General features: G+C 59.5%; 21 protein-coding genes and 2 pseudogenes. 13 read left to right on the plus strand and 10 right to left on the minus strand.

The annotated features are described in order from the left end of the window. Positions 1 to 7 precede the first annotated feature (7 nt). Positions 8 to 682, plus strand: a complete 675-nt coding sequence (locus QCL65_RS04960) for a bifunctional 4-hydroxy-2-oxoglutarate aldolase/2-dehydro-3-deoxy-phosphogluconate aldolase (RefSeq protein ID WP_407315181.1) — start codon at positions 8 to 10, stop codon at positions 680 to 682. 79 nt (positions 683 to 761) lie between these two features. Here QCL65_RS04960 and QCL65_RS04965 read toward each other — a convergent pair whose 3' ends face one another. After that, the gene (locus tag QCL65_RS04965; protein ID WP_407315182.1) at positions 762 to 980 is read right to left on the minus strand and encodes a DUF3820 family protein; all 219 of its coding nucleotides are present in this window, start codon (positions 978 to 980) and stop codon (positions 762 to 764) included. A 205-nt stretch (positions 981 to 1,185) separates the two neighbouring features. Here QCL65_RS04965 and QCL65_RS04970 point away from each other — a divergent pair, with 205 nt between their 5' ends. Next, a complete protein-coding gene (locus QCL65_RS04970) occupies positions 1,186 to 1,641 on the plus strand; it encodes a ferritin-like domain-containing protein (protein ID WP_407315183.1) in 456 nt (151 codons plus the stop codon). A gap of 46 nt (positions 1,642 to 1,687) precedes the next feature. Here QCL65_RS04970 and QCL65_RS04975 read toward each other — a convergent pair whose 3' ends face one another. From QCL65_RS04975 to QCL65_RS04985, 3 genes are all read right to left on the minus strand, one after another. Further along, entirely contained in the window at positions 1,688 to 3,187 is a 1,500-nt protein-coding gene (locus QCL65_RS04975; protein ID WP_407315184.1) for a sensor domain-containing diguanylate cyclase, read from the minus strand. Between the two features lie 232 nt (positions 3,188 to 3,419). After that, positions 3,420 to 6,521: a multidrug efflux RND transporter permease subunit gene (locus QCL65_RS04980; protein WP_407315185.1), complete on the minus strand. Its 3,102-nt coding sequence runs from the start codon at positions 6,519 to 6,521 to the stop codon at positions 3,420 to 3,422. Further along, positions 6,518 to 7,660 (minus strand): efflux RND transporter periplasmic adaptor subunit, encoded by a 1,143-nt coding sequence (locus tag QCL65_RS04985; protein ID WP_407315186.1) that lies wholly within the window; start codon positions 7,658 to 7,660, stop codon positions 6,518 to 6,520. The genes QCL65_RS04980 and QCL65_RS04985 overlap by 4 nt, the downstream gene beginning before the upstream one ends. A gap of 282 nt (positions 7,661 to 7,942) precedes the next feature. On the opposite strand from QCL65_RS04985, the gene QCL65_RS04990 reads away from it, so the two are divergent. Beyond that, positions 7,943 to 8,230, plus strand: coding sequence for a hypothetical protein (locus QCL65_RS04990; protein ID WP_407315187.1), 288 nt, complete (start codon positions 7,943 to 7,945; stop codon positions 8,228 to 8,230). A 27-nt stretch (positions 8,231 to 8,257) separates the two neighbouring features. On the opposite strand, the gene QCL65_RS04995 is transcribed toward QCL65_RS04990, so the two are convergent. The 3 genes from QCL65_RS04995 to norR all read right to left on the minus strand — a co-directional run bounded on the left by QCL65_RS04995 (position 8,258) and on the right by norR (position 11,321). Further along, positions 8,258 to 8,764 carry a GNAT family N-acetyltransferase gene (locus QCL65_RS04995; protein ID WP_407315188.1) on the minus strand — a complete coding sequence of 169 codons (507 nt, stop codon included), beginning with the start codon at positions 8,762 to 8,764 and terminating at the stop codon, positions 8,258 to 8,260. Positions 8,765 to 8,770: 6 nt separating this feature from the next. Further along, entirely contained in the window at positions 8,771 to 9,670 is a 900-nt protein-coding gene (locus QCL65_RS05000; protein WP_407315189.1) for a chemotaxis protein, read from the minus strand. 94 nt (positions 9,671 to 9,764) lie between these two features. Further along, a complete protein-coding gene (gene norR / locus QCL65_RS05005) occupies positions 9,765 to 11,321 on the minus strand; it encodes a nitric oxide reductase transcriptional regulator NorR (RefSeq protein ID WP_407315190.1) in 1,557 nt (518 codons plus the stop codon). A gap of 146 nt (positions 11,322 to 11,467) precedes the next feature. On the opposite strand from norR, the gene hmpA reads away from it, so the two are divergent. The 8 genes from hmpA (at position 11,468) to alaC (ending at position 20,159) form a co-directional block, all read left to right on the plus strand. Further along, the gene (gene hmpA, locus QCL65_RS05010) at positions 11,468 to 12,622 is read left to right on the plus strand and encodes an NO-inducible flavohemoprotein (protein WP_407315191.1); all 1,155 of its coding nucleotides are present in this window, start codon (positions 11,468 to 11,470) and stop codon (positions 12,620 to 12,622) included. Between the two features lie 144 nt (positions 12,623 to 12,766). Further along, a complete protein-coding gene (locus QCL65_RS05015; protein ID WP_407315192.1) occupies positions 12,767 to 13,279 on the plus strand; it encodes a disulfide bond formation protein B in 513 nt (170 codons plus the stop codon). Positions 13,280 to 13,834: 555 nt separating this feature from the next. Further along, positions 13,835 to 14,773 (plus strand): ubiquinol oxidase subunit II, encoded by a 939-nt coding sequence (gene cyoA, locus QCL65_RS05020; protein ID WP_407315193.1) that lies wholly within the window; start codon positions 13,835 to 13,837, stop codon positions 14,771 to 14,773. 3 nt (positions 14,774 to 14,776) lie between these two features. Next, entirely contained in the window at positions 14,777 to 16,792 is a 2,016-nt protein-coding gene (gene cyoB / locus QCL65_RS05025; protein ID WP_407315194.1) for a cytochrome o ubiquinol oxidase subunit I, read from the plus strand. A 3-nt stretch (positions 16,793 to 16,795) separates the two neighbouring features. After that, entirely contained in the window at positions 16,796 to 17,419 is a 624-nt protein-coding gene (locus tag QCL65_RS05030; RefSeq protein WP_407315195.1) for a cytochrome o ubiquinol oxidase subunit III, read from the plus strand. Next, positions 17,419 to 17,751 (plus strand): cytochrome o ubiquinol oxidase subunit IV, encoded by a 333-nt coding sequence (cyoD, locus tag QCL65_RS05035; protein WP_407315196.1) that lies wholly within the window; start codon positions 17,419 to 17,421, stop codon positions 17,749 to 17,751. Before QCL65_RS05030 ends, cyoD begins: the two co-directional genes overlap by 1 nt. A gap of 11 nt (positions 17,752 to 17,762) precedes the next feature. Next, complete coding sequence (gene cyoE / locus QCL65_RS05040; protein WP_407315197.1) at positions 17,763 to 18,650, plus strand: heme o synthase; 888 nt, start codon at positions 17,763 to 17,765, stop codon at positions 18,648 to 18,650. A 261-nt stretch (positions 18,651 to 18,911) separates the two neighbouring features. Next, on the plus strand, positions 18,912 to 20,159 hold the full coding sequence (gene alaC, locus QCL65_RS05045; RefSeq protein WP_407315198.1) for an alanine transaminase: 1,248 nt from the start codon (positions 18,912 to 18,914) through the stop codon (positions 20,157 to 20,159). Positions 20,160 to 20,169: 10 nt separating this feature from the next. Here alaC and QCL65_RS05050 read toward each other — a convergent pair whose 3' ends face one another. Next, a complete protein-coding gene (locus QCL65_RS05050; protein WP_407315200.1) occupies positions 20,170 to 20,853 on the minus strand; it encodes a hypothetical protein in 684 nt (227 codons plus the stop codon). A 355-nt stretch (positions 20,854 to 21,208) separates the two neighbouring features. Between QCL65_RS05050 and QCL65_RS05055 the strand changes: the two are divergent. After that, positions 21,209 to 21,895, plus strand: a pseudogene (locus QCL65_RS05055) (PAS domain-containing protein); the annotation flags it as partial. Positions 21,896 to 22,000: 105 nt separating this feature from the next. Beyond that, positions 22,001 to 22,432 (plus strand): annotated as a pseudogene (locus QCL65_RS05060) (methyl-accepting chemotaxis protein); the annotation flags it as partial. 11 nt (positions 22,433 to 22,443) lie between these two features. On the opposite strand, the gene QCL65_RS05065 reads toward QCL65_RS05060, so the two are convergent. Together QCL65_RS05065 and QCL65_RS05070 are read right to left on the minus strand one after the other, a co-directional pair. Then, a complete protein-coding gene (locus QCL65_RS05065) occupies positions 22,444 to 23,484 on the minus strand; it encodes an ABC transporter substrate-binding protein (RefSeq protein WP_407315201.1) in 1,041 nt (346 codons plus the stop codon). A 15-nt stretch (positions 23,485 to 23,499) separates the two neighbouring features. Continuing rightward, positions 23,500 to 24,633, minus strand: coding sequence for an NAD(P)/FAD-dependent oxidoreductase (locus QCL65_RS05070; protein WP_407316671.1), 1,134 nt, complete (start codon positions 24,631 to 24,633; stop codon positions 23,500 to 23,502). Between the last annotated feature and the right edge of the window lie 2 nt (positions 24,634 to 24,635).

Here is a 24,635-nt window from a genome sequence, read left to right on the forward strand (position 1 = left end):
GACCGCTATGACGACGCTTGAACAACAACAGCTCGCCGCTCGAATGACGGACAAAATTGCCCGAATCGACGCGTTGGCAGCGCAGGCGAAGATTCTTCCGGTCATCACCATTGCCCGTGAAGAAGACATTTTGCCCCTGGCCGACGCCCTGGCCGCAGGCGGTCTGACCTGCCTTGAAGTGACCCTGCGCTCGCCGCTGGGGTTGACCGCCATCAAACTATTGCGCGAGCAGCGCCCTGAGCTGTTGGTGGGGGCTGGCACCGTGTTGGATCGGCACATGCTGGCGGCCACCGAAGCGGCTGGCTCGCAATTTACCGTCACTCCAGGGGTGACCCAGGACATGCTCGAAGCCGGCGTCGACAGCCCGATCCCGCTGCTGCCGGGTATCAGTAGTCCGTCTGAACTGATGATGGGCTACGCCCTGGGTTATCGGCGCTTCAAACTGTTCCCCGCCGAGGTGAGCGGTGGTGTCGCCGCCATCAAGGCCTTCGCCGGCCCCTTCGGCGAAGTACGTTTCTGTCCAACTGGCGGTGTTGGGCCAGGCAACCTGAAAAGCTACATGAGCCAACCCAATGTGATGTGCGTGGGGGGTTCGTGGATGCTCGACAGCGCCTGGATCAAGAACCGTGACTGGGGCCGTATCCAAGAATGCAGCGCCGAGGCGCTGGCTTTGCTGAGCTGAACCTTCTTCGTTGTGCAGCCTTACGGCTTTTTAGTGCGCTCGGTCGGCGCACTTTTTTTTGCCTGATAGAAAGGGCGCCTCACTGGTGCTTGGCACGCAGGGGCAGTAAGAGGTCCGATAGGCCGTTGTGATCGATTTCCTGCATCAGCGCTAATAGTGCACCGAGCTCGCCTTTAGGAAAGCCTTCGCGAGCGAACCAATTCAAATAATGACCCGGTAAGTCAGCCAGCAAGCGGCCTTTGTACTTACCGAAGGGCATTTCACGGGTAACTAGAAGTTCAAGTTTTTCGGGATTCATTAGTGCGCTAAAAAAGAGTAGGCGAAGAGTCTGATTATTACATGCATTTTGCATGGAGGCCAATTGACAGATCATGCAGAAGGCGCGAAGGGCAGAGTTCAATATATTTTAAACTACTGATTTATATGGTTTTTAATCTACTCAGTGGATTGGCATGATGCCTGCAAACTTCTCTATATCTTCCACTCAATGAAGGAATAGAGACATGAGCGACCACGCTAAGAAAGTTATCTCGACACTGAACGACTTGATCGAGACTTGCAAAGACGGCCAAGAAGGCTTCAAGAGCTGCGCAGAAGATGTGAAGAACCCTGAACTCAAAGCACTGTTCCTCAAGCACTCCCAGGAATGTGCAGCCTCGGCCAGCGAGCTGCAGGCTGAAGTCCGCGCCTTGGGCGGCGATCCGGAGACCTCGACCAGCGTTGCCGGTGATTTGCACCGCCGCTGGGTTGACGTTAAATCCGTATTTACCGGCAAAGACGAAGAAGCTGTGTTGAACGAAGCCGAACGTGGTGAAGACGTCGCCCTCAAGGCTTACAAAAAGGCTTTGGAAGAGGGTTTGCCTGCGAATATCCTCACCATCGTTGAGCGCCAACTGCAGGGTGTTCAGCGTAACCACGATCAGGTCAAAGCACTGCGCAATGCCGCCCGCGCTAGCTGATCGATTCAAGCGTAAAGTGAAACGCCAGCCTTTGCTGGCGTTTTTTTTAGCCGGCGGTCACCACTCGGTTGCGGCCATTGCGTTTGGCGCTGTAGAGCGCGGCGTCTGCTGCGCCAAGTAGGTCGGCCAGGCGATTATGATCACTGACCCGCAGGGCGCTTACACCGATACTTACAGTGATCGGTTGGCTTGCATCGGCAAACGGTGGCATGGCCTCTACGCTCTGTCGCACCGCTTCTGCCAGGGCCAGCGCTCCAGCAACGTCCGTATTAGGCAGTACCACCAAGAACTCTTCACCGCCGTAACGCGCCGCCAGGTCCCCAGGTCGGCGGATGCAGCCTTCGATCGTCGCCGCGACGCTCTGCAGCGCCAAGTCACCGCCCTGGTGGCCGTGTTGTAAATTGAAGGCTTTGAAATGATCGACGTCGATCATCAGTACGGCTAGGGATTGACGATTGCGCACCGCCCGTGACCACTCGTTCTGCAACGTGAGGTCCAGACGCCGGCGGTTGGCCAGGCCGGTCAGGCTGTCGGTGGCGGCCAGTGTCGCCATTTCCTGCTCGGCGCTGTGACGTAGGCGCAATTCCCGCCCCAACAGCAAACTCAACCACAAGATGCCGAGGCACAGCAGCCCGGTTGCCGTGCCGACCACGATCGCCGTGCGCCCCCACGAGGCGTACACCACCTCCGGCGCCAGCCCGGCGACGACAATCAACGGCAGCTCGCCGACTTTGGAAAATACATACTGGCGCTGCTTATGAGTTATTTCCGAGAGTGTGCTGAAGCTGCCGATACCCTCTTTCAGCACCCGCTGAAAATTGGCCAGTGGGCTGAGGTCACGCCCTATGGCGTAGACATCGGGGCTGGCGGGCTGCCTCGCGAGGATGATCCCGTCTTTATTGAGCAGATTAACGCTGCTGTCCTCGCCGATATTCAGGCTATTGAACAAGTCATCGAAGTAGGAAAGCCGCAGTGCGCCCGAAGCGACCCCGGCGAATTCGCCAGACGGGCTGGAAATACGCCGACTGAAGCTAATGCACCAGCCCAGGTTGCCCAGCTTGTCCTGAAACGGCGCGCTGATCATCAGGCCTTTGTCCGGGTCTTGGCGGTGGCGCAGAAACATCGGGTCGTTGGCGAAGTTGACGCTGCGGGTACGCGGCGCTACCGAGTCTGCGAGCACATCGCCATTGGCGTCGATCCACAGCAGATCGCCGCGAGAGGGGGTGATGATGGAGCGATCGAACAATACCCGGCGGCGCACGTTGTCCGGCAGGTTGGACAGCGCAGGGTTCTGTGCTACCTCGACGATACCCTTGAGGGCGACGTCATAGGCTTCGACATTACGCTGCACGTCGGTGTCTATCAGCTGCACGATATTACTGGCAGAGCGCGCCGCAGCCAACTCGGCACTGCTGCGCTCGCGCACCAGCAGCGTTGCCACAATGCCCATGATCGCGAAGACGGCCAAGGCCGAACCTATTCGCAGAATACGTTCCGGTCGGCGCGCGCGTTGCAGGGGGGGAAGGCGGGAAGGGCGCAGACTCATGGGCGGATTCGATTACCGTGCTATCAGGAAGGCCGTCATATAAACCGGCGGCTATGGTATAGAACCGCAGTGAGGCGATTTCTTATGGGTCGATCGGCGCGGCGGTATTCTAGGTGGGCACTGCCACCGGAGCAAGCGATCGGCGGGTCGTTTAGATAATTTGCTTATTAAGCCATTTATTCACCGCCGGGTGAAAGTCGCGCACTTCAAATGAATGCGGGACACCCGCCTGTTAATTATTAACCACAGGGGAATTAGCAGAGTGTTTGGCGGCCTCGGAATGAAACAACCGTTCTAACTGCAAATATACGACGGGGGTTGTGAATAAGGTTAAGAGTTGGCTGATCAATAGCCCCCCGACCACCGCCACGCCCAAGGGTTGGCGCATCTCGGCCCCGGCGCCTTGCCCGAACATCAACGGCAAGGCGCCGAGCAATGCCGCGAGGGTGGTCATGATGATCGGGCGAAAACGCGTCAAACAGGCGTTGCGGATGGCCTCGAAGGGGGGCAAGCCTTCCTGGCGCTGTGCCTGCAAGGCGAAGTCGACCATAAGAATGCCATTCTTCTTCACGATACCAATCAGCAGCACTACGCCAATCAGTGCCATGATGGAGAAGTCCAGCTGCCACAGCCAGAGCAGCAACAGAGCGCCGATCCCCGCCGACGGCAGCGTCGAAATAATGGTCAGGGGGTGGACGAAACTCTCGTAAAGCACCCCAAGGATGATATACACCGCCACCAGCGCCGCCAGGATCAACCAAGGTTGGCTGGACAGTGAGCTTTGGAAGGCTTGGGCCGCCCCCTGGAAGCTGCCGACGATACTGGCCGGCATGCCCAGTTCGGCCTGGGTGCGTTGGACAATCGCCACGGCTTCACCCAAGGACACACCGGGCGCCAGGTTGAATGACATGTTGGCGGCGGGGAATAATCCATCGTGGGCAATCGACAGCGGTCCAGTGCTGGGCGGCTGGACCTTGGCCAGCGCCGTCAGGGGCACCATCTGCCCACTGAGCGGCGAACGCAGAAAGAAGTAGTTCAGGCTTTCGGCTTTGCCACGCTGGCGCGCATCCAACTCCAGAATGACCTTGTACTGGTTGGTCTCGGTCTGGAATTCACTGATTTGGCGTTGGCCAAATGCGTCGTAGAGCGCCTGGTCGATATCGTTGGTGGTCAGGCCAAAACGCGCCGCCGCCGCCCGGTCAATGTCGATGTGAGTCACACTGCCGCCCAACTGCAGGTCATTGGAGAGGTCGCGCAACGCCGGGTTGCCGCGCAGCTTTTCGGTGAGCCGCTGGGTCCACAAGTTGAGGGCGTCGCCGTCGTTGCTCTTGAGTACATATTGATATTGGCTGCGGTTTGGCCCGGCACTCAGGTTGATATCTTGCCCGGCCCGCAGGTACAGCACGATGCCCGGCAGCTTGGCCAGTTGCGGGCGTAGGCGATCGATGAATTGGCTGGCCGACACGTCCCGTTCGCTACGGTCTTTGAGGGCGATCCAGAAACGCCCGTTGGCGATCGTCAGGTTGGAGCCGGTGACCCCGACCGAATGGGAGAACGCCCGCACGGCGGGGTCCGCTTCGATAATGCGAGCCAGGGCTTGGTGCTTGGCGAGCATGTCAGGGTAGGAAATATCCGGTGCGGCTTCACTGGTGCCCAAGATGAAGCCGGTGTCTTGCACCGGGAAAAACCCCTTGGGCATAAGCACGTAGCCGGCGCCGGCGAGCAGCAGGGTCAGGCCGAACACGCCCAGCGTCAGGCGCTGGTGGGCCAGGGCGCGGTCGAGCCCGCGGGCGTACCAGCCCTGCAGGCGCTGCCCCAGATTCGGGCCTTTGGCCGAGTGCAGCGGGCGATTCATAAATAGCGCGCATAGGGTGGGGGCCAGCGTTAACGAAACGACGACGGACACCAGGATGGTGCCGGTGGCAGTCAAGGCGAACTCCTTGAACAAGCGACCCACCACGCCGCCCATGAATAGCAGCGGGATGAACGCGGCGATCAGCGAGAAGCTGATCGACACCACGGTAAAGCCGATTTCGCTGGAGCCCTTGATCGCCGCTTCACGTCGGCCTTCACCGGCCTCGAGGTGGCGGTGAATGTTCTCTACGACAACGATGGCGTCGTCCACCACAAAGCCTACCGCGACGACAATGGCCACCAGGGTCAGGTTATTCAGGCTGAAGCCCAGCACGTACATCAGGGCGAAGGTGGCGACCAGCGAGACCAGCAACACGCTCGACACAATCAACGTCGCCGACAACTGGCGCAAGAACAGCGCCATGACCGCGATCACCAATAGAACGGCGATGCCTAGCGTCAACTCCACTTCATGCAATGAGGCGCGGATGATCTGGGTGCGGTCGTTGAGTACAGAGACCTCCACAGAAGCCGGGAGCATGTTTTGCAGCTCCGGGAGCGCCGCCACTACCCGGTCGACGGTCTCGACGATATTGGCCCCTGGCTGGCGAAAAATCGTCAGGTTCAGGCCCGGCTGACGTCCAGACCAGGTTTGCACGTAGGCGTTTTCTGCGCCGTGGATCACCGTCGCGACGTCTCGTAAATGCACCGGCGCACCGTCGCGGTAGGACACGATGAGTTGCTCGTAGTCCTTGGGATAGAACAGTTGGTCGTTGGTGGCCAGGGTGGAGACGCTGGCATCGCCATACAGCGCGCCTTTGGCCAGGTTCAGGCTGGTCTGCTGGATGGCCACGCGCAGATCGGCCAGGGTGAGGCCCAGTGCCGCGAGTTTCTGTGGCGCGGCCTGAACGCGGATCGCCGGGCGCTGTTGGCCAGTGATATTGATCAAGCCAACGCCTTGGATTTGGCTCAGCTGGCGGGCCAACAGCGTCTCGGTGACATCGCTGAGGGCGTTGGTGGCCATTTGTGATGAGCTGACGCTGACAATCAGCACCGGGCTGTCGGCGGGGTTGACCTTGCGCCAGGTCGGTAGATTGGGCATGTCCTGGGGCAGGCGCCCGGCGGCGTTATTTATCGCTGACTGGACTTCCTGGGCGGCGGTATCGATGCTTTTGTCCAGGCTGAATTGCAAAATCAGCAGCGTTGAGCCCAGGGCGCTGGTGGAGGTCATTTGGGTCATGCCGGGGATTGCGCTGAACTGCACCTCCAGCGGCGTGGCGACCGAGGACGCCATGGTCTGCGGGCTGGCACCGGGCAACTGGGCCGAGACTTGAATGGTGGGGAAGTCAGCCTCCGGCAACGGCGCGATAGGCAAGCGTGGGAAGGCAATGGCCCCCAGCAGGACCAGAGCGAAAGTCAGCAGCAGGGTGGCCACCGGGTGATCCACGCACCAGGCGGACACGCCGCGGCCAGGCTTCATGGTTGCGCAGCCTCGGCGGTGCGCACTACCTCGACCTGCACCCCGGGTTTGAGCCGGGATTGGCCATCGCTGACCAACTGATCACCGGCACTGACACCGCTGATGATATTCAAATGGCTGTCCTGGTAAACGATGTTCACCGGCACCGACTCCACTCTATTGTCGACCACCCGGTAGACGTAATGCCCGTCGATGCCGCTTTGGACCACCTGTAGGGGGACCACGAGGGCCTGGCGCTCGGTGGCTACCTGAAGGGTGACGCTGACCAACTGGCCGGGCCACAACGCTTGGCTCGGGTTGTTGAACACCGCTTTTGCACGCAGGGTGCCGGTGGTGGCGGAGATCTGGTTGTCGATCAGGGTCAGGTGGCCTTCACCGACCAATTGCCCGGTGTCTTGGTCGCCGTTGACATAGGCACGCACCACCGCCGGGGCGGCGCTGTCGAGTAACGCCTGCAGGGTAGGTAACGCTTGTTGGGGAAGGGAAAATTCAATCCCGATGGGGTCGACCTGGGTCACGCTGAACAAGCCCTGGGTATCGCTGACGCGCAGAAAGTTGCCTTCATCCACCGAGCGAATGCCCACCCGACCCGCCACCGGCGAGCGTATCTGCGTATAGGACAGCTGCACCTGAGCCGCATTGATCGCGGCCTGATTGCCTAAAACGCTGGCTTTCAATTGGTCGTACAGGGCTTGTTGCTGATCCAGGGTTTGCCGCGAAACACCGTTGTCCGTGCTTAGCAGTTTGTAACGTTTGAGGTCGTAACCGGCTGACTGTAATTGGGCTTGGCTCTGCGCCAGTTGAGCCCGCGCTTGTTCCAGGCTGGCTTGGATCGAGCGGTCGTCGATGGATGCAAGCATTTCGCCCTTTTTGACCTGTTGGCCCTCACGTACCCAGATACGGATCAACTGGCCATCCAGTTGCGGTCGAATCGTCACGCTGTGCAGTGACAGCACCGAGCCAATACCGCTGAGCGTGCGAATGACGTCCTGCTGCGCGACCTGCACGACGCGCACCGGAACCGGTAGCGACTGCCTGACGGCGTTAGGTGTCGAAGGCGCCGGGCGCCACCAGAAGAAGGCACCGGCCAACGCCAGTGCGCAAACGGCCACGAGGGTAGCGGTGGATTTCTTTCCCATGCAGAAGAGGCACCGAAGCAAAGTAGGGCGAGGGCGGGCAAGCCCTGCCTTTATACCTTGCCGCCAGCGGAAGAAGAATCATCAATTAATGAATGTTCACTTCATGCTTTTCTTAAAAGATGACACGCATGGGTGAAAGGTCGTACGCCCTAGTGGATGTATAGATAAGGAATTCACAAAACCAGAGTGTTTTCCTACAGATATTTAGGAAGCGGCTAATAGCGCAGCGCTTAGCTAAGGCCAGAGACTTGCCCGCCTACCGGTCTAAAACGAGGCATTTCCGTGCTGGGTACCTATTACAAAAGACACTCACGCGCCGCGTGGCGGTTGCTGCTGATTCCCGCCCTGCTGCTAATGACCTGCGTGCCGCCTTGGCCTTCGGCCTTCAAGGCACTGGGTGTCGGCCTGCTGCTGGCAGTGGGCGGTATCCAAGCCGTGACCCTGAAAAACCCCTGGCTGAAGGGGGCGCTATTGGCGATTGTGTCAGGCGGTGTCGCGTGGTTGGTGATGGTGGACGAAGCACTGAGCTTCACGGTCATTACCGCACTGTATGTATTTATCTGGCTTTGATGGCGGGCGCTATTATGCCTTGCGCCATCAATAAGTATGAGCGGGGGGTTGTTTCCAGCTGTATCGTTTCACCTCGTACATCCCTGCGCTGGCATACAGGTCCCGCGCGGCGTTATTGCCCTGCAGCACACGCAAGTCCAGGTAGCCTTCGCCGCGCCCAGCGAAGTGGGCGAAGACATGCTCCAGCAGCCGGCGGCCGACGCCCCGGCGGCGAGCTCGCGGGTGGACGACCAACTCTTTGAGGTAGGCACTGGTCCAACCCTGAGCCAGCGCCACCGGGCCGTGTTCATCCAGCACGATAAAACACAGGGCCAGGTCGAATTCAGGGTCTTGGGCAAAGCAGCGTGCCCACGTGTGTAGGGGCGCAACCGGCTCGTCGCTGGTAGGCCCAGCCAATTGCAGCAGGCCGTGGGCGGCATGCATCAGGTCCTCCGAGAGCGCCAGGCAGCGGTAGCCGGGTGGCCACTGAGGGTACTCGAGCTGCGAGCTCAGTGCTTTGCGCAGCAGCAGGCTGTCGCTGCCTGATTCCCCCACAGGGCTTCAGCCGCTTTGTTCGGCGACCGTGCGCGCGGCACGGATCAGGCACTGGGTCAGTTCGGGCGACGAGAACTTGGTCAGCACGGCGTTCGCTCCGGCGATCTTGGTTTTTTCGCTGTTCATGGCGCTGTCCAGCGACGTATGCAGCAAAATGTACAAGTTTTTGAAGTCTGGCGATTCACGCAAGGTTCGGGTCAGGGCATAGCCGTCCATTTCCGACATCTCAATGTCAGACACCAAAATGTTGATCTCACGCGCCGTGCCCTGCAACTCCATCAACCACTCGATGGCCTCTTTGGCGCTGCGCGCGGTGTGGCATTCGATGCCCAGATTACGCAGGGTGATCACCGATTGTTGCAGCGCGACCTGGCTGTCGTCGACCACCAGAATTCGGGCGCCGGCGAGCAATGCCACTTCTTCTTGGCTCAGGTGCCCGGCGGTGGCCTCAAGCCGCGCCGGGGTGATGCCGTGAATGACTTTTTCGATGTCCAGCACTTGCACCAGCGAGCCATCGACCTGGGTCACTCCAGTGATGAATGACTTGGCCCCCGATCCGTGGGGCGGTGGCCGAATGTCCGTGGTCAAGCAGTGGATAATCTTGCTGACGCTCTGCACATGCAGGCCTTGCTTGGAACGGCTGACATCCGTGACGATCAGGCAGCCGCCATTGGGATCGACCAACGGCTGTTCGCCGATCGCGCGGCTCAGGTCGATGACCGACAGCGACGCGCCACGCAAGGTGGCCACGCCTTTGACGTGGGGGTGCGACTCGGGCAAACGGGTCAGGGCAGGGCAAGGGATAATCTCGCTGACTTTCAACAAATTGATCGCCATCAGCTTGCCGCTGCGCAAGGTGAACAGCAACAACGAGAGCGAGTCTGCGCGGGCATTTTCAGACGCCATGGAAACCTTCTGTTTCGGAGCAGGTGGTTGAGACGGACGCGCCGTGTTCGAGTTCTTGACTGGTTATCGACCTGCTGCCTGCAGGCTTTAACCGTTACCTTAACCCCAGCCGTTTCGCCAGACGATTGAGGTTGGCCCGGTCTAGGCCCAACTCGCGGGCGGCGCTGGCCCAATTGTGCGAATGGCGCGCTAGGCACGCCTCAATCACCTGCCGTTGATAACCCTCGGTGGCGCTACGCAAGTCTCCGTTGGCCACCGGCGTGGCGGGTGCAGGCAGGGTGCGCTCGTGCATAGCGTGGGCACCGTCAGCGTCGGGCAAACCGAGGTCTTGCACGCTTAGGCTCAACAGGCGCCGCCGTTGCGGGTTGCGCCCCAGCGCCTTGAGCGCACTGCGGGCGATCAGATGCTCCAGTTCGCGAACATTACCGGGCCAATCGTACTGCTCCAGCGCGCGCTGCGCCTCATTGCTCAGGCTGAGCCCGTCCAGGCGCAGGCGCGAGCGGTTCTGTTCAAGGAAGAAACCGCTGAGCAACAGTACATCGCGGCCGCGTTCGCGCAGGGCCGGCACATTGAGCGGATAGACGCTCAGCCGGTGGTAAAAATCCGCCCGGTAACGCCCCGCGCTGACTTCTTCGGCCAGGTCTCGGTTGGTCGCGGCAATCAGGCGTACGTCCACCCGGTGCTCCTTGTCCGAGCCCAGGCGCTGCAGTTGGCCACTTTGCAGCACCCGTAACAGCTTGGCCTGAACCGCCAGGGGCAGCTCGCCGACTTCGTCAAGAAACAACGTACCGCCGTTGGCCAGTTCGAACTTGCCGCGGCGTTCTGCCGTGGCGCCCGTGAAAGCACCACGCACATGGCCAAACAGCTCGCTTTCCACCAGGGTCTCGGGCAGCGCGGCGCAATTGAGGCTGACCAGAGGCCGTTGAGCTCGAGCTGACGCGCGATGGATTGCCTGGGCCACCAGCTCCTTGCCTACGCCGGTTTCGCCGGTAATCAAGACGGTCAGTTCGCTGGCGCCGACCACCGCCACTTCTTCGAGCAACTGTTGGAAGGCCGGGCTTCGCCCAATCATTGGCTGGTCGTACTGGCGGCTGGTCTGGCGATAGACCTCGGCAGACTGGCGCTCATCTTCCACGCGCCGGGCCAGGCGCTCGATGTGCTGGCTGACACTCACTGTGGCCGCCGCCAAGCTGGCGAAGGCCTCCAGGGTTTCTACCTGCACCGTGTCAAAGCATTGTGGGTCTAGGGCATCCAGGGTGATCAGGCCCCAGGGCTGGTCTTCGACCCACAACGGGCAACCCAGGCAATCGTGCACGGTGAGGTCCTCGTGCAAGCCGTCGACCAGGCCGTCATAGGGGTCAGGCAGCTCGCTATGGCGGTCGAACCGGGTAGGGCTAGCGCTGCTAAGCAGAATCTCGAAGCGCGGGTGCTCGCTGACCTTAAAGCGTCGCCCAAGCGTGTCCAGGCTCAAGCCATCCACCGCAAGCGGCACCAGCCATTCGCCCTCCAGTTTTAGCAGCGCGGCAGCATCGCAGGGCAACAAGGTGCGGATGGTCTGCAGCAGGCGGCGATAACGTTCAGCTTGCAGCAGATCCCGGGACAGGTCGGTGACCAGGGGCAGTAATGCGGTGAGTAACAGTTTTGCGGTCATAAAGACTCCATCAGGTCATATTGACTATAGGAGCTGGCGAGTCGATATGACCATAGGAATTTTAACCAATTGATTATTAAGGTTTATTTTTCTGGCACGAAAGCTGAATTAGCGAAGCCAACGTTAGTTCTATTCAGGAGATGAATATGCTTAGCCAGGCCCATCGCGATATTGTCAGAGATACCGTGCCGTTGCTGGAAACCGGTGGCGAAGTCCTCACCACGCATTTTTACGCCATGATGTTGCGCGAGTACCCCGAAGTGCGCCCGTTGTTCAACCAGGCCCACCAGGCCAACGGCGATCAGCCCCGGGCCTTGGCCAATGCCGTGTTGATGTATGCCCGCAATATCGAGCGCCTCGATCAATTGGGTGGGTTGGTGTCGACCATCGTCAATAAGCATGTGGCGTTGCAAATTCTCCCTGAGCATTACCCTATCGTAGGTAAGTGCCTGCTACGGGCTATCGAAGAGGTTTTGGGTAAAGAGGTTGCCACGCCAGCCGTAATCGCCGCCTGGGCGGCAGCGTATGGCCAGTTGGCTGACATTCTCATGGGTGTAGAAGAGCAGGCTTATCAGGAGAAGGCTGACACGCCGGGAGGGTGGCGCGGCGCACGGTCTTTCCGCCTGGAGCGGCGCGTGGTCGAAAGCGCGGAAATCAGCTCGTTGTACTTCGTGCCCGTCGATGGCGACCCAGTGCTGCGCCATCAGCCTGGGCAGTACCTGGGCCTCAAGTTACTTATCAATGGGCAAGAGCATCGGCGCAATTACTCCCTCAGCGCCATGGCCGACGGCGTTCGCTACCGCATCAGCGTCAAGCGCGAGCCCGGCGGCGTGGTATCGAATTTTCTCCATGATGATCTAGCCATTGGCGGCGTTGTCGAGGTGTTTCCGCCTTCGGGCGAGTTTGTCCTCGCCCCCGGCGATAAGCCCGTCGCGCTGATCAGTGCAGGGGTAGGTATCACGCCGACACTGGCCATGCTTGAAGCTGCCCTGCAAACCTCACGGCCGGTTTACTTTATCCACTGCGCCCGCAGCCGCGCAGCACAAGCCTTTGCGCCATGGTTGCAAAGCCTGGCGGCGCAGCACAAGCAGTTACGCTGCTTCTACCGCTATGAGGATGAGGACGGCCGGCTCGACGACGCGGCGTTGGCTGACTGGCTGCCGCGCGAGCGCAACCTTGATGCTTACTTTCTAGGGCCTAAAGGCTTTATGGCGGCGGTGCAGACCAGCTTGCGCGCCCTGGGTGTGCCGCAGGAGCAATGCCGCTATGAGTTCTTCGGCCCGGCAGCGGCGTTGCACTAATGCGCAGGCGCTTGGCGTTAATTCACCTTTAATCGGCCGCCGGTCTAATCGGCGAAGACACTGCCGGTAATGCGAGGCCGCTTCGGGCGCCTCGCTGTGCGTGTAAACTGGCGGCCTACGGCAATATTTCTTAAGGGAAACTGAATGAACGACCAAACGCTGCGACTGGGCCGGGAAAAACGCTATCTGGTGTTGCTCGGGGTAATTTGCCTGGCGCTGATTGGCGGCGCGCTGTACATGCAGGTGGTGCTTAACGAGGCCCCTTGCCCATTGTGCATCCTGCAACGCTACGCATTTCTGTTGATCGCCGTGTTTGCCTTCGCTGGCGCAGCAATGCCGGGCCGGCGCAGTCTGAGCGTTTTCGAGGCGTTGGTAGTGGTCAGCGCGCTAGGTGGCATTATCGCGGCGGGGCGGCATGCTTACATTCTGGCCAACCCCATGGAAAGTTGCGGCATCGATGTGCTCCAGCCCATTGTCGATGGCCTGCCGTTGGCTACGTTGTTGCCCAGCGTATTTTCGGTCCAGGGTTTCTGCTCCACGCCGTACCCGCCCGTGCTGGGATTGTCCCTCGCGCAATGGGCGTTGGTCGCATTTGTACTAACTGCCGTGTTGGTGCCGCTGGGAATCTATCGGAACCGTCAGCATCGTCTATCATGAATCATGCCTGTTACACTTCTCGCCGGATTCAATCCTGCTTCGAGTGTCGCTCGCACTTGACCGGTTGGAGCGATTTCAAGGCTTAAACCCGGGCTTTAGAAGGGTTTTAGTGGGGTGTGACATCGTGTCGCACGAGCTTGAAATAGTGTTGGATTGTTGCATAATCCGAAAGTAACTGTTGCTTGATTAGTCATAGTCAATGGGGGATCAGCTCTCTACAATCGCGGCAATTTCAGCCGGACGACGTGCCTTGAGAGGCCGGATAGACTGAGCCACGGCTCATTCTGCAGGCATTCGCGCACATCGTTTAGAAGCTGTCAGGTTCTTGGAACCTTCCGTTGATTTCCCGTGCCAAAAGGAGTTGGTCCGCTATCAGGCGCTCTTGCCTGCGAAGTCGAACAAGAAGTATCGCGTCACGCAGGTACTGCCTAACAGCCACTGCTGGTTTCGAGGCATCCCTGTATCCGATCCTGATAATTGCTGGCGCTTGGCAGGACGAAGTGTTGGCTACCAAAACACTAAATTGCATTGAAGCAAGCTGCTAGAGGTCGTGAGATGAGTAAAAAGCGTTACCCCAGACTGTTTGGCATATTGCCCTTGTTCGGCATGCTTTTTCTCAGCGGGTGCAACTGGACTCTGCTCGATCCAAAAGGGCAGGTCGGCATCGACGAGAGAAACCTGATTCTGATCGCGTTTGGCCTGATGCTGCTGGTGGTGGTCCCTGTGATCGTCATGGCATTCGTCTTCGCCTGGAAATACCGCGCATCGAACAAGGACGCCACCTACGCGCCCGAGTGGGCTCACTCCACCAAGATCGAAGCGACTGTCTGGGGCATCCCACTGCTGATCATCATTGCATTGGGTTGGGTGACTTATACCTCCACCCACGCACTTGATCCGTACCGACCGCTAGACCACGAAAACAAGCCGGTGACCATTCAAGTGGTCGCACTGGACTGGAAGTGGCTGTTCATCTACCCGGAACAGGGCATTGCCACGGTCAACAAGATCGTCTTCCCGGCCAACACCCCGGTGAACTTCCGTATCACCTCTGACGCCGTGATGAACTCGTTCTTCATCCCTGCGCTGGGTGGCCAGATCTACGCAATGGCCGGCATGCAAACCCAGCTGCACCTGATCGCTAACGAAAACGGCGAGTTCGACGGTATTTCCGCGAACTACAGCGGCGCGGGTTTCACTGGCATGAAGTTCAAGGCCACCGCTACCACTCAGGCCGACTTCGACGCCTGGGTCAGCGAAGTCAAGAACTCGCCTAAACAGCTCGATGCTGCGACCTACGACGCATTGGCCAAACCTAGCGAGAAAAATCCAGTCGAGCTCTATTCCTCGTATGCCCCGAACCTGTTCCAGACCATCATCGACAAATATGAAGGCATGAACCCAGGTAAAGGCATCCATAAAGAGGAGAAGGAAACCGCCTCGATGGAAGGGATGGACATGGGCAAGAATTCAGCTGCTGGGGCAGAGGAGTAAGAGATGTTCGGTAAACTTAGTTGGGAAGCGGTACCGTTTCACGAACCGATCGTGATGGTAACGCTGGGCGTCGTCGCGGTCTTGGGCTTGGCCATTTTCGCTGCGCTCACCTACTTCAAGAAGTGGGGCTACCTGTGGTCCGAGTGGTTGACCACGGTCGACCACAAAAAAATTGGCGTGATGTACATTCTGGTCGCGATGATCATGCTGCTGCGCGGTTTTGCCGACGCCATCATGATGCGCTCCCAGCTCGCCGTCGCTACGGCGGGTTCCGAAGGCTTCTTGCCGCCGGAGCACTACGACCAGATCTTCACCGCCCACGGTGTGATCATGATCATCTTCATGGCTATGCCATTCATGATCGGTCTGATGAACATCGTCGTGCCGCTGCAGATCGGCGCACGCGACGTGGCGTTCCCGTTCCTCAACTCCTTGAGCTTCTGGCTGTTCGTCGCTGCCGTGCTGCTGGTAAACATCTCCCTGGGGGTCGGCGAGTTCGCCAAGACCGGGTGGGTGGCTTATCCGCCGCTAGCGGGGTTGCAATACAGTCCGGGCGTAGGGGTCGACTACTACATCTGGGCACTGCAGATATCCGGCTTGGGTACCTTGCTCACAGGGGTGAACTTCATCGTCACCATCCTGAAGATGCGCGCCCCAGGCATGACCCTGATGAAAATGCCGGTGTTCACCTGGAACTGCCTGTGCACCGCTGTTTTGATCGCTGCATCGTTCCCGATTCTCACCGCTACACTGCTGCTGCTGTCGCTTGACCGTTACTTGGGTATGCACTTCTTCACCAACGAGCTTGGTGGCAACCCAATGATGTACGTCAACCTGTTCTGGGCCTGGGGTCACCCTGAGGTTTACATCCTGATTCTGCCGGCGTTCGGCATTTTCTCGGAAGTCACCTCGACCTTCTGCAAAAAGCGTCTGTTTGGTTATGTATCGCTGGTATGGGCAACCATTGCCATTACCGTACTGTCCTTCATCGTTTGGCTGCACCACTTCTTCACCATGGGGTCGGGGGCCAACGTCAACGCCTTCTTTGGCATCATGACGATGGTGATCGCGATCCCGACGGGTGTGAAAATCTTCACCTGGCTGTTCACCATGTACCGTGGGCGCATCGAGTTCGCGACCCCGATGCTGTGGACCGTTGGTTTCATCGTGACCTTCAGCATCGGCGGTATGACCGGCGTACTGTTGGCCATTCCAGGTGCTGACTTCGTACTGCACAACAGCTTGTTCCTGATCGCTCACTTCCATAACGTGATCATCGGTGGTGCCGTATTCGGTTACCTGGCCGGCTTCACTTTCTGGTTCCCGAAAGCGTTCGGTTTCAAACTCAACGAGCGTCTGGGCAAGTACTCGTTCTGGTGCTGGTTGATCGGCTTCTATCTGGCCTTCATGCCGCTGTACGCACTGGGCTTCATGGGTATGACCCGTCGCCTGAACCACACCGATAACCCAGAGTGGACACCGTGGCTGATCGCAGCCTTCGTCGGCGCGTTGTTCGTGGCCGCAGGTATCTTCTTCCAACTGCTGCAGGTCTATGTATCGATCCGCGATCGCAAGCAGAACATGGACCTTACCGGTGACCCATGGGACGGCCGTACTCTGGAGTGGTCGACTTCTTCACCACCACCGTTCTACAACTTCGCCGAGCAGCCTGCCGTTGCCGATCTGGACGCCTACTGGGGCATGAAAGAACGCGGCGAAGCGACCGCCAACACGGCTGACTACAAGAAGATCCACATGCCTCGCAGCACAGGTGTGGGTGTGGTGATGGGTGCGTTCAGCCTGGTATTGGGCTTCGCCTTGATCTGGCACATCTGGTGGTTGGCGGCGGTTGGTCTGGTCGGGATGATCGCGTTCCTGATCATTCGCAGCTACGACGATGACATCGACTACTACGTCCCCGCTGAAGAAGTGGCACGTATCGAAGGTCAACGCTTGGCAGCACTGGCCCAGGCCAATGCGGCTGAAACCCGTCTGAACTCCTCGGTGGAGAAGGCTTAAACAATGTCCAATGCAATCTTGAACGGCGAAGTCGCCCATGCCCATGAGCATGGTCACGATGACCACCATGACGCCGGGGCCATGACGGTCTTCGGCTTCTGGATCTACCTGATGACCGACTGCATTTTGTTCGCGTCGATCTTCGCCGCGTACGCAGTACTGGTTAACAACGTTGCCGGTGGCCCGTCGGGCCACGAGATCTTCGAATTGGGCTATGTGGCGGTCGAGACCGGCCTGCTGCTGCTCAGCTCGATCACCTTTGGCTTTGCCATGCTGGCCATGCACGCCCATAACAAGAAGGGCGTGCTGACCTGGTTGGCCGTCACCTTCCTGCTGGGCCTGGGCTTCATCGGCATGGAGATCAACGAGTTCCACCTGTTGATCTCCGAGGGCTTCGGCCCGCAGCGCAGTGGCTTCCTGTCAGCGTTCTTTACGCTGGTCGGTACCCACGGTCTGCACGTAACCAGCGGTCTGTTGTGGATGGCGGTGCTGATGCTGCAGATCCGCAAGAAGGGCCTGACTGAAACCAACAACACCCGCATGAGCTGCCTGAGCCTGTTCTGGCACTTCCTGGATGTGGTCTGGATCTGCGTGTTCACCGTTGTCTACCTGATGGGGGCCCTGTAATGGCTAACGCTCATACCACTGCCGCCGGTAGCAGCCACGGCAGTTACAAGTCTTACGTCATCGGTTTCGTGTTGTCGGTCATCCTCACCGCGATTCCGTTTGGCCTGGTCATGCACCCGGTTCTGCCGAAAGACATGACCCTGCTGATCGTGCTGGCACTGGCGGTCATCCAGGTGGTGGTTCACCTGGTGTACTTCCTGCACCTTGACCGCAGCTCCGAGCAACGTTGGAACGTGATCGCGTTCATCTTCTCGGCCATCATCATCGCGTTCCTGGTCGGCTTGTCGCTGTGGATCATGTTCAGCATCCATCACTTCATGATGGCGAAGTGAGGAAGCCCGGCATGTCCGTAAAGCACCTTATCCAAATCACCAAACCGGGGATCATTTTCGGTAACGTGCTTTCTGTGGCAGGCGGGTTCTTTTTAGCCTCGCAAGGACATGTCGACTTCGGCCTGTTCCTTGCCACGGTCATCGGCACTTCGCTGGTGGTTGCTTCGGGTTGTGCGTTCAACAACTGCATCGACCGCGACATCGACATCAAAATGGAGCGCACGAAAAACCGTGCGCTGGTTCAGGGGCAGTTGTCGGTGCAGGTCGCTTTGGCCTTCGCCACCGTGCTGGGCGTTGCAGGCCTGGCCATGCTGTATGTGCTGGCCAACCCGCTGGCGGCTGCGGGTGGGTTGATCGGCTTCCTGATCTACGTAGTGCTCTACAGCCTGTACCTCAAGCGTAAGTCAGTACACGGTACACTGGTGGGCAGCCTGTCCGGTGCCATGCCTCCGGTGATTGGCTACGTGGCGGTGAGCAACGAGTTCGATCTCGCGGCCCTTACGCTGTTGGTGATGTTCAGCCTGTGGCAGATGCCTCACTCGTATGCCATTGCGATTTTCCGCTTCAACGACTACCTGGCCGCGTCCATTCCGGTGCTGCCAGTCAAGCGTGGGATCGGCGTGGCGAAGAAACATATCCTGCTGTATATCATCGCCTTCGTGCTGGCGACCTTGATGCTGACCCTGGGCGGTTACGCCGGGCTCAGTTACCTGGCGGTCGCGGCGGCCATGGGCATGTACTGGTTGTACATGGCCTGGACCGGCTACAAGGCGGTGGACGACCGGGTATGGGCGCGCAAGTTGTTCGTGTTCTCCATCTTCACGATCACCGCTCTTAGCGTGATGATGTCGCTGGATTTCAAAGCACCCACTGAGCTTCTGCTCACCTACGCCCATTGATCCTAGTGGGCTGGGCAAGCGGAATTGACCGCTGACCCCGCTGCTTTGACGAAACGCCCCAGGCTAACAAGCCCGGGGCGTTTTTTTTTGCCTGGCATAACTGAAAAAATCAGAAAAAACAGGGGAATGTCCCGTAAGCCAAAGTTTTTTTAGTGAGTGCTATGGACAGCGGGCCCATCACCTCGTTATGGTTCGCGCACGGTCACCGCAGTGGCCGACGTCGCTCGGACGGTTCCGGGCGCTTACGTTTTCGAGGTAGTCATGGCCGAACCCCGTTCGCCGCGCCGTTTTGCGCGCATAGATCGTCTTCCCCCCTATGTATTCAATATCACTGCCGAGCTGAAGATGGCCGCGCGCCGTCGTGGCGAAGACATCATCGACTTGAGCATGGGTAACCCCGACGGCGCCACGCCGCCGCATATCGTAGAAAAACTTGTCAGCGTCGCTCAGCGTGAAGACACCCACGGCTACTCGACTTCGCGTGGCATTCCAAGGTTGCGCCGGGCTATTTCGCGTTGGTACGCCGACCGCTACCAGGTGGAGATCGACCCTGAGAGCGAAGCGATCGTCACCATCGGCTCCAAAGAGGGGCTAGCGCACCTGATGCTCGCCACCCTCGACCAAGGCGATACCGTCCTGGTGCCCAACCCCAGTTATCCGATTCATATCTATGGCGCGGTTATCGCGGGTGCTCAGGTGCGTTCGGTACCTTTGGTCCCGGGCGTAGATTTCTTTAACGAGTTGGAACGCGCCATTCGCGAGTCCATCCCCAAGCCTAAGATGATGATCCTGGGCTTCCCCTCCAACCCGACCGCCCAGTGTGTGGAGCTGGATTTCTTCGAGCGGGTGGTGGCGCTGGCCAAGCAGTACGATGTACTGGTGGTCCACGACCTGGCCTATGCCGATATCGTCTATGACGGCTGGAAGGCGCCGTCGATCCTGCAAGTGCCAGGGGCCAAGGACATCGCCGTAGAATTTTTCACCCTATCCAAGAGCTACAACATGGCTGGGTGGCGCATCGGCTTTATGGTGGGTAACCCTGAACTGGTCAACGCTTTGGCCCGGATCAAGAGCTATCACGATTACGGCACCTTCACGCCGTTGCAGGTCGCCGCCATTGCAGCGCTGGAAGGCGATCAGCAATGCGTCGTCGACATTGCCGAGCAATATCGCCAGCGGCGCAACGTGTTGGTCCGCGGGCTCCACGAGATCGGCTGGATGGTCGAGAACCCCAAGGCTTCGATGTACGTCTGGGCGAAGATTCCCGAAGCTTACGCGCACCTGGGCTCGCTGGAGTTCGCGAAAAAACTGCTGGCGCAGGCCAAGGTGTGCGTATCCCCAGGCATTGGCTTTGGTGAATACGGTGACGACCACGTACGCTTTGCCCTGATCGAAAACCAGGATCGTATCCGCCAGGCCGTACGCGGCATTCGCCAGATGTTTCGGGCCGACGGGTTCGAGGCCGGGCTGCCACAGAAGCCGCGCAAACCCGCGCGCGAAGAAGGCTGACAATGCCTTTTCAGGTGCAGTAACGCTCACTCAACCGGGCCAGTTCATCGGCATGGCGGGCCACCCAGCCATGCTTGATGGCCCAGCTACGTACCCGTTCACCTTCCAGCTGAAACCCGCTAGCCCTCAGGCTGCGTAATACCCGTATGGCCAGGTCTTTGTCATTGGCGTTGGCGAGCCCGGTGGACAGGTTGATTACGCGGGTCAGCCTTTGCAATTCGTCTTCTACCTCGCCCGGCAACACCCAGGGTTTCACTACCCAGGAGCACGGCCCCCATGGGGTTGGCTGCCAGGTGGCCATCCAGTTTTTTCCGTCTTCTTCGGTCCAGGGCAAATAGGCGATGGCCGCGACTGCAGCGGTGGAGTCCAGCAGCCCCATATCGCTGCGTGACAGGTATGTGGCCATGACCAAGCCGTAGCCGCCGTTGTGCTTAAGGTTGCGTGGGGTTTCCAGAGCCAGGCTCAGGCCGGTCACGATATCGACCGATTGCCCTTTACTCAGCGCCCGTGTGGCCTGGGCGCCCAGATAGTGGGCGATGATGCTGTGGGGGAACTGGCCCTTGGTGGGCACGACCAAGGTCAGCCGGGTTAAACCCTGTTTGAGCGCATAAGCAGCGGCCGTGCCGATCAGGACCCTGACAGCTTGCTGATCCTCGCCCTGATTCTCCACAATAAAACGTTGAGTGCTGTTCATCCTTGGCCTCGTCGTCAGTGTGTGCCGAGAGGCCACTATAAAAAATCGATGCTGGAACAAAAATAAACAGAATTGAACAAAAATCCATACAGATGGAATTTCGACCATCCGAGGCTGATCTGGGCTGAACCAAGACAAGGTTTGCATCCGGCCTAAGGCCGGTCATCTCGAGCGAAAGCCGCTCATCGGAAATGGGATCCAGCACTATCAACAATCCAACATTGAGTCGATATGCTGGCATAACGGATTGATTTTAGGTGACAGGATGTTCAACTCGCGTATGAAGCAGGAACTGGCCGCGCTGCGTGCTGAAGTTGCCCAATTGCGGCAAATGCGCGACGGGATGCAAGGCGAGATGCTCGCGTTGACCCTGGACGGCGAGGGCCGTATTGCCGACGCGAATGCTCTATTTCTCGCCCATATGGGCTACAGCCGAGACGGCCTGTTAGGCCGCAGTATCGACGATCTAGTGCCAGCCTACGTCAAGCAGCTCGACTGCTACCGCAACCTCAAAAAAGCCATCGCCAACGGCGACCACATCAGCGACGTCTATCGCCTGCTGCGCGGTGACGGCCGGGAAAACTGGATGCGTGCCGTGTGGCAGCCGGTGCGCGATGAGCATGGCCAGGTTTGCCAGGTGCTGTGTTTTGCCATTGACGTCACGGCCAGTGTCGAAACCGCCAAAGAAAACGAAGGCATGATCGAGGCGTTATTGCGCTCGACCGCGGTGATCGAATTCAACCTGGCGGGTGAAGTGCTCGCCGCCAATAGCGGTTTTCTGAACGCCATGGGCTACAGCCTCGGGCAAATCCAAGGTAAGCATCACAGCCTTTTCTGCGACCCCAAGGATGTAGCCCAGGCGGAATACAAAGCCTTTTGGGCAACCTTGAACCGCGGCGAGTTTGTCGCCGGGCGCTTCCGCCGTCTCGATAGCCATGGCCGAGAGGTATGGCTCGAAGCTTCCTACAACCCAGTGCTGAACACCCGCGGGGAAGTCTACAAAGTGATCAAGTTCGCTACCTTGATTACCGAGCAAGTGCAGCGCGAAGCCGAGGTCAATCAGGCCGCCAGCATCGCCTTCGCCACCTCGCAGCAAACCGACATCAGCGCTCAACGCGGCGCCTCGGTGGTGCGCGAAACCGTGGAAACCATGCACAAGATTGCCGGGCAGATGGCCTCGGCGTCCGAAGGGATCAGCGCGTTGGGTAAACAGTCGGTGCTGATTAACTCGATCGTGCAAACCATCAGCGGCATTGCTCAGCAAACCAACCTATTAGCCCTTAACGCGGCCATTGAAGCGGCCCGTGCGGGCGAGCAGGGCCGCGGCTTCGCTGTGGTCGCCGACGAAGTACGGCAACTGGCCGGGCGCACCAGCTCCGCCACCGAAGAGATCGTCAGCGTTGTTCAACTGAACCAGAAGCTGGCCAACGAGGCGGTGCACGACATGGTCAACAGCCGGTCCCAGGCAGAGCAGGGCCTGCAGTTGGCGAACCAGGCCGGCGAAGTGATCGTAGAAATCCAGGACGGCGCGAAAAAGGTGGTCAGCGCGGTTGGCCAGTTCGCTAACCAGCTGCGCTGAGCCAGGTTCTCCTAGCGTTCGATCGAGCGGCTCCAACGTGAATTCCAGGCAGGCCGCTGCTGGTTGATCTGATCCCAGTCCAAGGACACCGCTGTTTCCAGGTATTTGGCCATTTCGGCGACCGGTGCATGGGTACGGGCGCTGGTGGGGGTGGTCGGGTTGGACGGGATCTGGTCGCCCTCTTCCAACGCCGGGGCCTGGGCTTCGGCGCTCAGCAGGTAGGCGGCCAGTTTCTGGGCGAGTTCGCTTTGGTTGTTCTTGGCGATCACACATTCAGCGACATTCAAGACCACCGCGCCTTCCTTGGGCTGGGCGTACTCCACCGGCACGCCGCGCATTTTCAACGCGGTCACTTGGGTGGGGGTGAGGGGAAATAGCGCGGCTTCGTCGGTCTGGACCATCTCGGAAATCTTCGCCGAGCTGGCGATGTATTCCAGCACGTTCGGCCCGACCGTCTTCGGCCAGGCGGTAAAGCCGGGTTCGACATTGGTTTCGCTGCCGCCCTGCAGCCGATTGAACATCAAGAAACCGTGCAGGCCAAAGGTCGACGAGGCAAGGGACTGGAACACCAGTTTGTCCTTGTAGCGCGAATCGGCCATGTCCATCCATGAGGTGGGCGGTGCCCAGCCTTTCTCCTTGAACAACCTGGCGTTATACGCCAGCCCCGTCACACCCAGGCTGACAGCTGCGGCTTGCTCCTTGATTTTTGCCTTGGCTGGCAGTTCGGCCAGGGCCGGGCTGGGCTGCAAGGTGTCGCACAGGCCCATGGCGATGGCGCGGTACATGATGCCGTCGTCGAGGAACATCACGTGCATTTGCGGGTTGTCTTTGCTGGCCTGAACCTTGGCGAGGATGTCCGACGAGGTGCCGGGGACGATCACCACTTTGACGTTGTTGGCTTTCTCAAAGGCCGGTAGCACTTTATCGGCATACAGGCGTTCCATGGTCCCGCCGTTCATGCCCAGGTACAAGGTTGGCTCGGCGTGGGCCTGGGTGCTGGCCAGTAGCACTGCAAGGGGGAGGGTACAGGCGATGCGCTTGATATTTTTCACGGTGGCGACCTTCCTCTAGAGCTGAGAGTGCACTGTGGCAGGGGCCACAGGCTGGAAACGACGGATGGAAAACGCGCTGATGGGTTGGCCGCTGGTGCCACTGACGACCAGCTCGGCCAGCGCCTCACCTACGGCCGGGCCAAGTTGAAAGCCTGCCCCGGCGAAGCCGAACCCGTGTAACAAACCGGGCTGGGTACTGCTGGGGCCGATTACCGGCTCGCGATCGGGTAAGTAACCTTCAGTGCCACTCCAGGTCCGAATCGCCTGGGCGCCGTGCAAGAAGGGGTAAAGCTCGGCGGCGTTACGCAGGATGTCTAACACTGCTGCCTGGCCGGGCCGGGCGCGCGTCGGGTCTTGGGCGAAACCCTGGCCACCGCCCAGTACACAGTTGCCCCGGGCCACCTGACGGGCATAAATGCCTCCGCCTTCGACGCCGGTGCTGACGTCCATCACCAGGGGCAGCGGCTCGGTGACCAGCATGGCGGGGTGCCCGCTGACCAAGGGCAGGGCTTCGCCAAATTGCTCGGCCAAGCGCCCGGCCCAGGCGCCGGTGCAGTTAAGTAACCAGGGCGCCCGCAGGCGCAGGCCATTGGCCGTTTCTACGCTAAATACCTGGCCGTTGTGGGCCACCGCCGTAGCCGCAGCCTGTTCGAACACCTGCGCGCCTTGGCGCCGGGCCGCCTGGGCAAAAGCGGGCGAGACCAGGCGCGGGTTGGCGTGGCCATCCTGGGGGCATAGGGATGCGCCCACCGCGACATCGCCCACCCAGGGGAAGCGTCGACGAAGCTGCTGATGGTCGAGTAGTTGCAGGTCCAGGCCGAAGCCTTTGGACGCGCTGGCGTAGTCGTGCAGCGCCGCGAGATCGGTATGGCTGCGCGCCAGTTTCAGATGCCCCGAGCGCAGGTATTCGCCGTCGATACCGATCAGCGCCGGCAGCTCGGCCCATAGCTCGTGGGCCCGCTGGGCTAAAGGTAGTTGCACCAGGGAGCGGCCTTGGCGGCGCACTCCGCCATAGTTCACGCCACTGGAGTGGGTGCCGCAGAAGTCACGTTCCAGCAACGCCACGCGCTGGCCTTGGCGGGCCAGCATCAGCGCTGCACTGGCGCCGACGATGCCACCGCCGAGTACGATCACGTCGGTCTCGATCAGCT

The organism is Pseudomonas sp. nanlin1, assembly GCF_045571515.1.
Classification (GTDB): Bacteria; Pseudomonadota; Gammaproteobacteria; order Pseudomonadales; family Pseudomonadaceae; genus Aquipseudomonas.

Excerpts from the sequence above, each read along its gene's own strand:
- QCL65_RS05000 (WP_407315189.1), bottom strand. The coding sequence starts at position 9,670 with ATGGCGTCTGAAAATGCCCGCGCAGACTCGCTCTCGTTGTTGCTGTTC.
- QCL65_RS04965 (WP_407315182.1), bottom strand. The coding sequence starts at position 980 with ATGAATCCCGAAAAACTTGAACTTCTAGTTACCCGTGAAATGCCCTTC.
- QCL65_RS04970 (WP_407315183.1), top strand. The coding sequence starts at position 1,186 with ATGAGCGACCACGCTAAGAAAGTTATCTCGACACTGAACGACTTGATC.
- QCL65_RS04980 (WP_407315185.1), bottom strand. The coding sequence starts at position 6,521 with ATGAAGCCTGGCCGCGGCGTGTCCGCCTGGTGCGTGGATCACCCGGTG.
- hmpA (WP_407315191.1), top strand. The coding sequence starts at position 11,468 with ATGCTTAGCCAGGCCCATCGCGATATTGTCAGAGATACCGTGCCGTTG.
- QCL65_RS04975 (WP_407315184.1), bottom strand. The coding sequence starts at position 3,187 with ATGAGTCTGCGCCCTTCCCGCCTTCCCCCCCTGCAACGCGCGCGCCGA.
- QCL65_RS04960 (WP_407315181.1), top strand. The coding sequence starts at position 8 with ATGACGACGCTTGAACAACAACAGCTCGCCGCTCGAATGACGGACAAA.
- cyoB (WP_407315194.1), top strand. The coding sequence starts at position 14,777 with ATGTTCGGTAAACTTAGTTGGGAAGCGGTACCGTTTCACGAACCGATC.
- norR (WP_407315190.1), bottom strand. The coding sequence starts at position 11,321 with ATGACCGCAAAACTGTTACTCACCGCATTACTGCCCCTGGTCACCGAC.
- QCL65_RS05015 (WP_407315192.1), top strand. The coding sequence starts at position 12,767 with ATGAACGACCAAACGCTGCGACTGGGCCGGGAAAAACGCTATCTGGTG.
- QCL65_RS05030 (WP_407315195.1), top strand. The coding sequence starts at position 16,796 with ATGTCCAATGCAATCTTGAACGGCGAAGTCGCCCATGCCCATGAGCAT.
- QCL65_RS05050 (WP_407315200.1), bottom strand. The coding sequence starts at position 20,853 with ATGAACAGCACTCAACGTTTTATTGTGGAGAATCAGGGCGAGGATCAG.
- cyoD (WP_407315196.1), top strand. The coding sequence starts at position 17,419 with ATGGCTAACGCTCATACCACTGCCGCCGGTAGCAGCCACGGCAGTTAC.
- cyoE (WP_407315197.1), top strand. The coding sequence starts at position 17,763 with ATGTCCGTAAAGCACCTTATCCAAATCACCAAACCGGGGATCATTTTC.
- alaC (WP_407315198.1), top strand. The coding sequence starts at position 18,912 with ATGGCCGAACCCCGTTCGCCGCGCCGTTTTGCGCGCATAGATCGTCTT.
- QCL65_RS04985 (WP_407315186.1), bottom strand. The coding sequence starts at position 7,660 with ATGGGAAAGAAATCCACCGCTACCCTCGTGGCCGTTTGCGCACTGGCG.
- cyoA (WP_407315193.1), top strand. The coding sequence starts at position 13,835 with ATGAGTAAAAAGCGTTACCCCAGACTGTTTGGCATATTGCCCTTGTTC.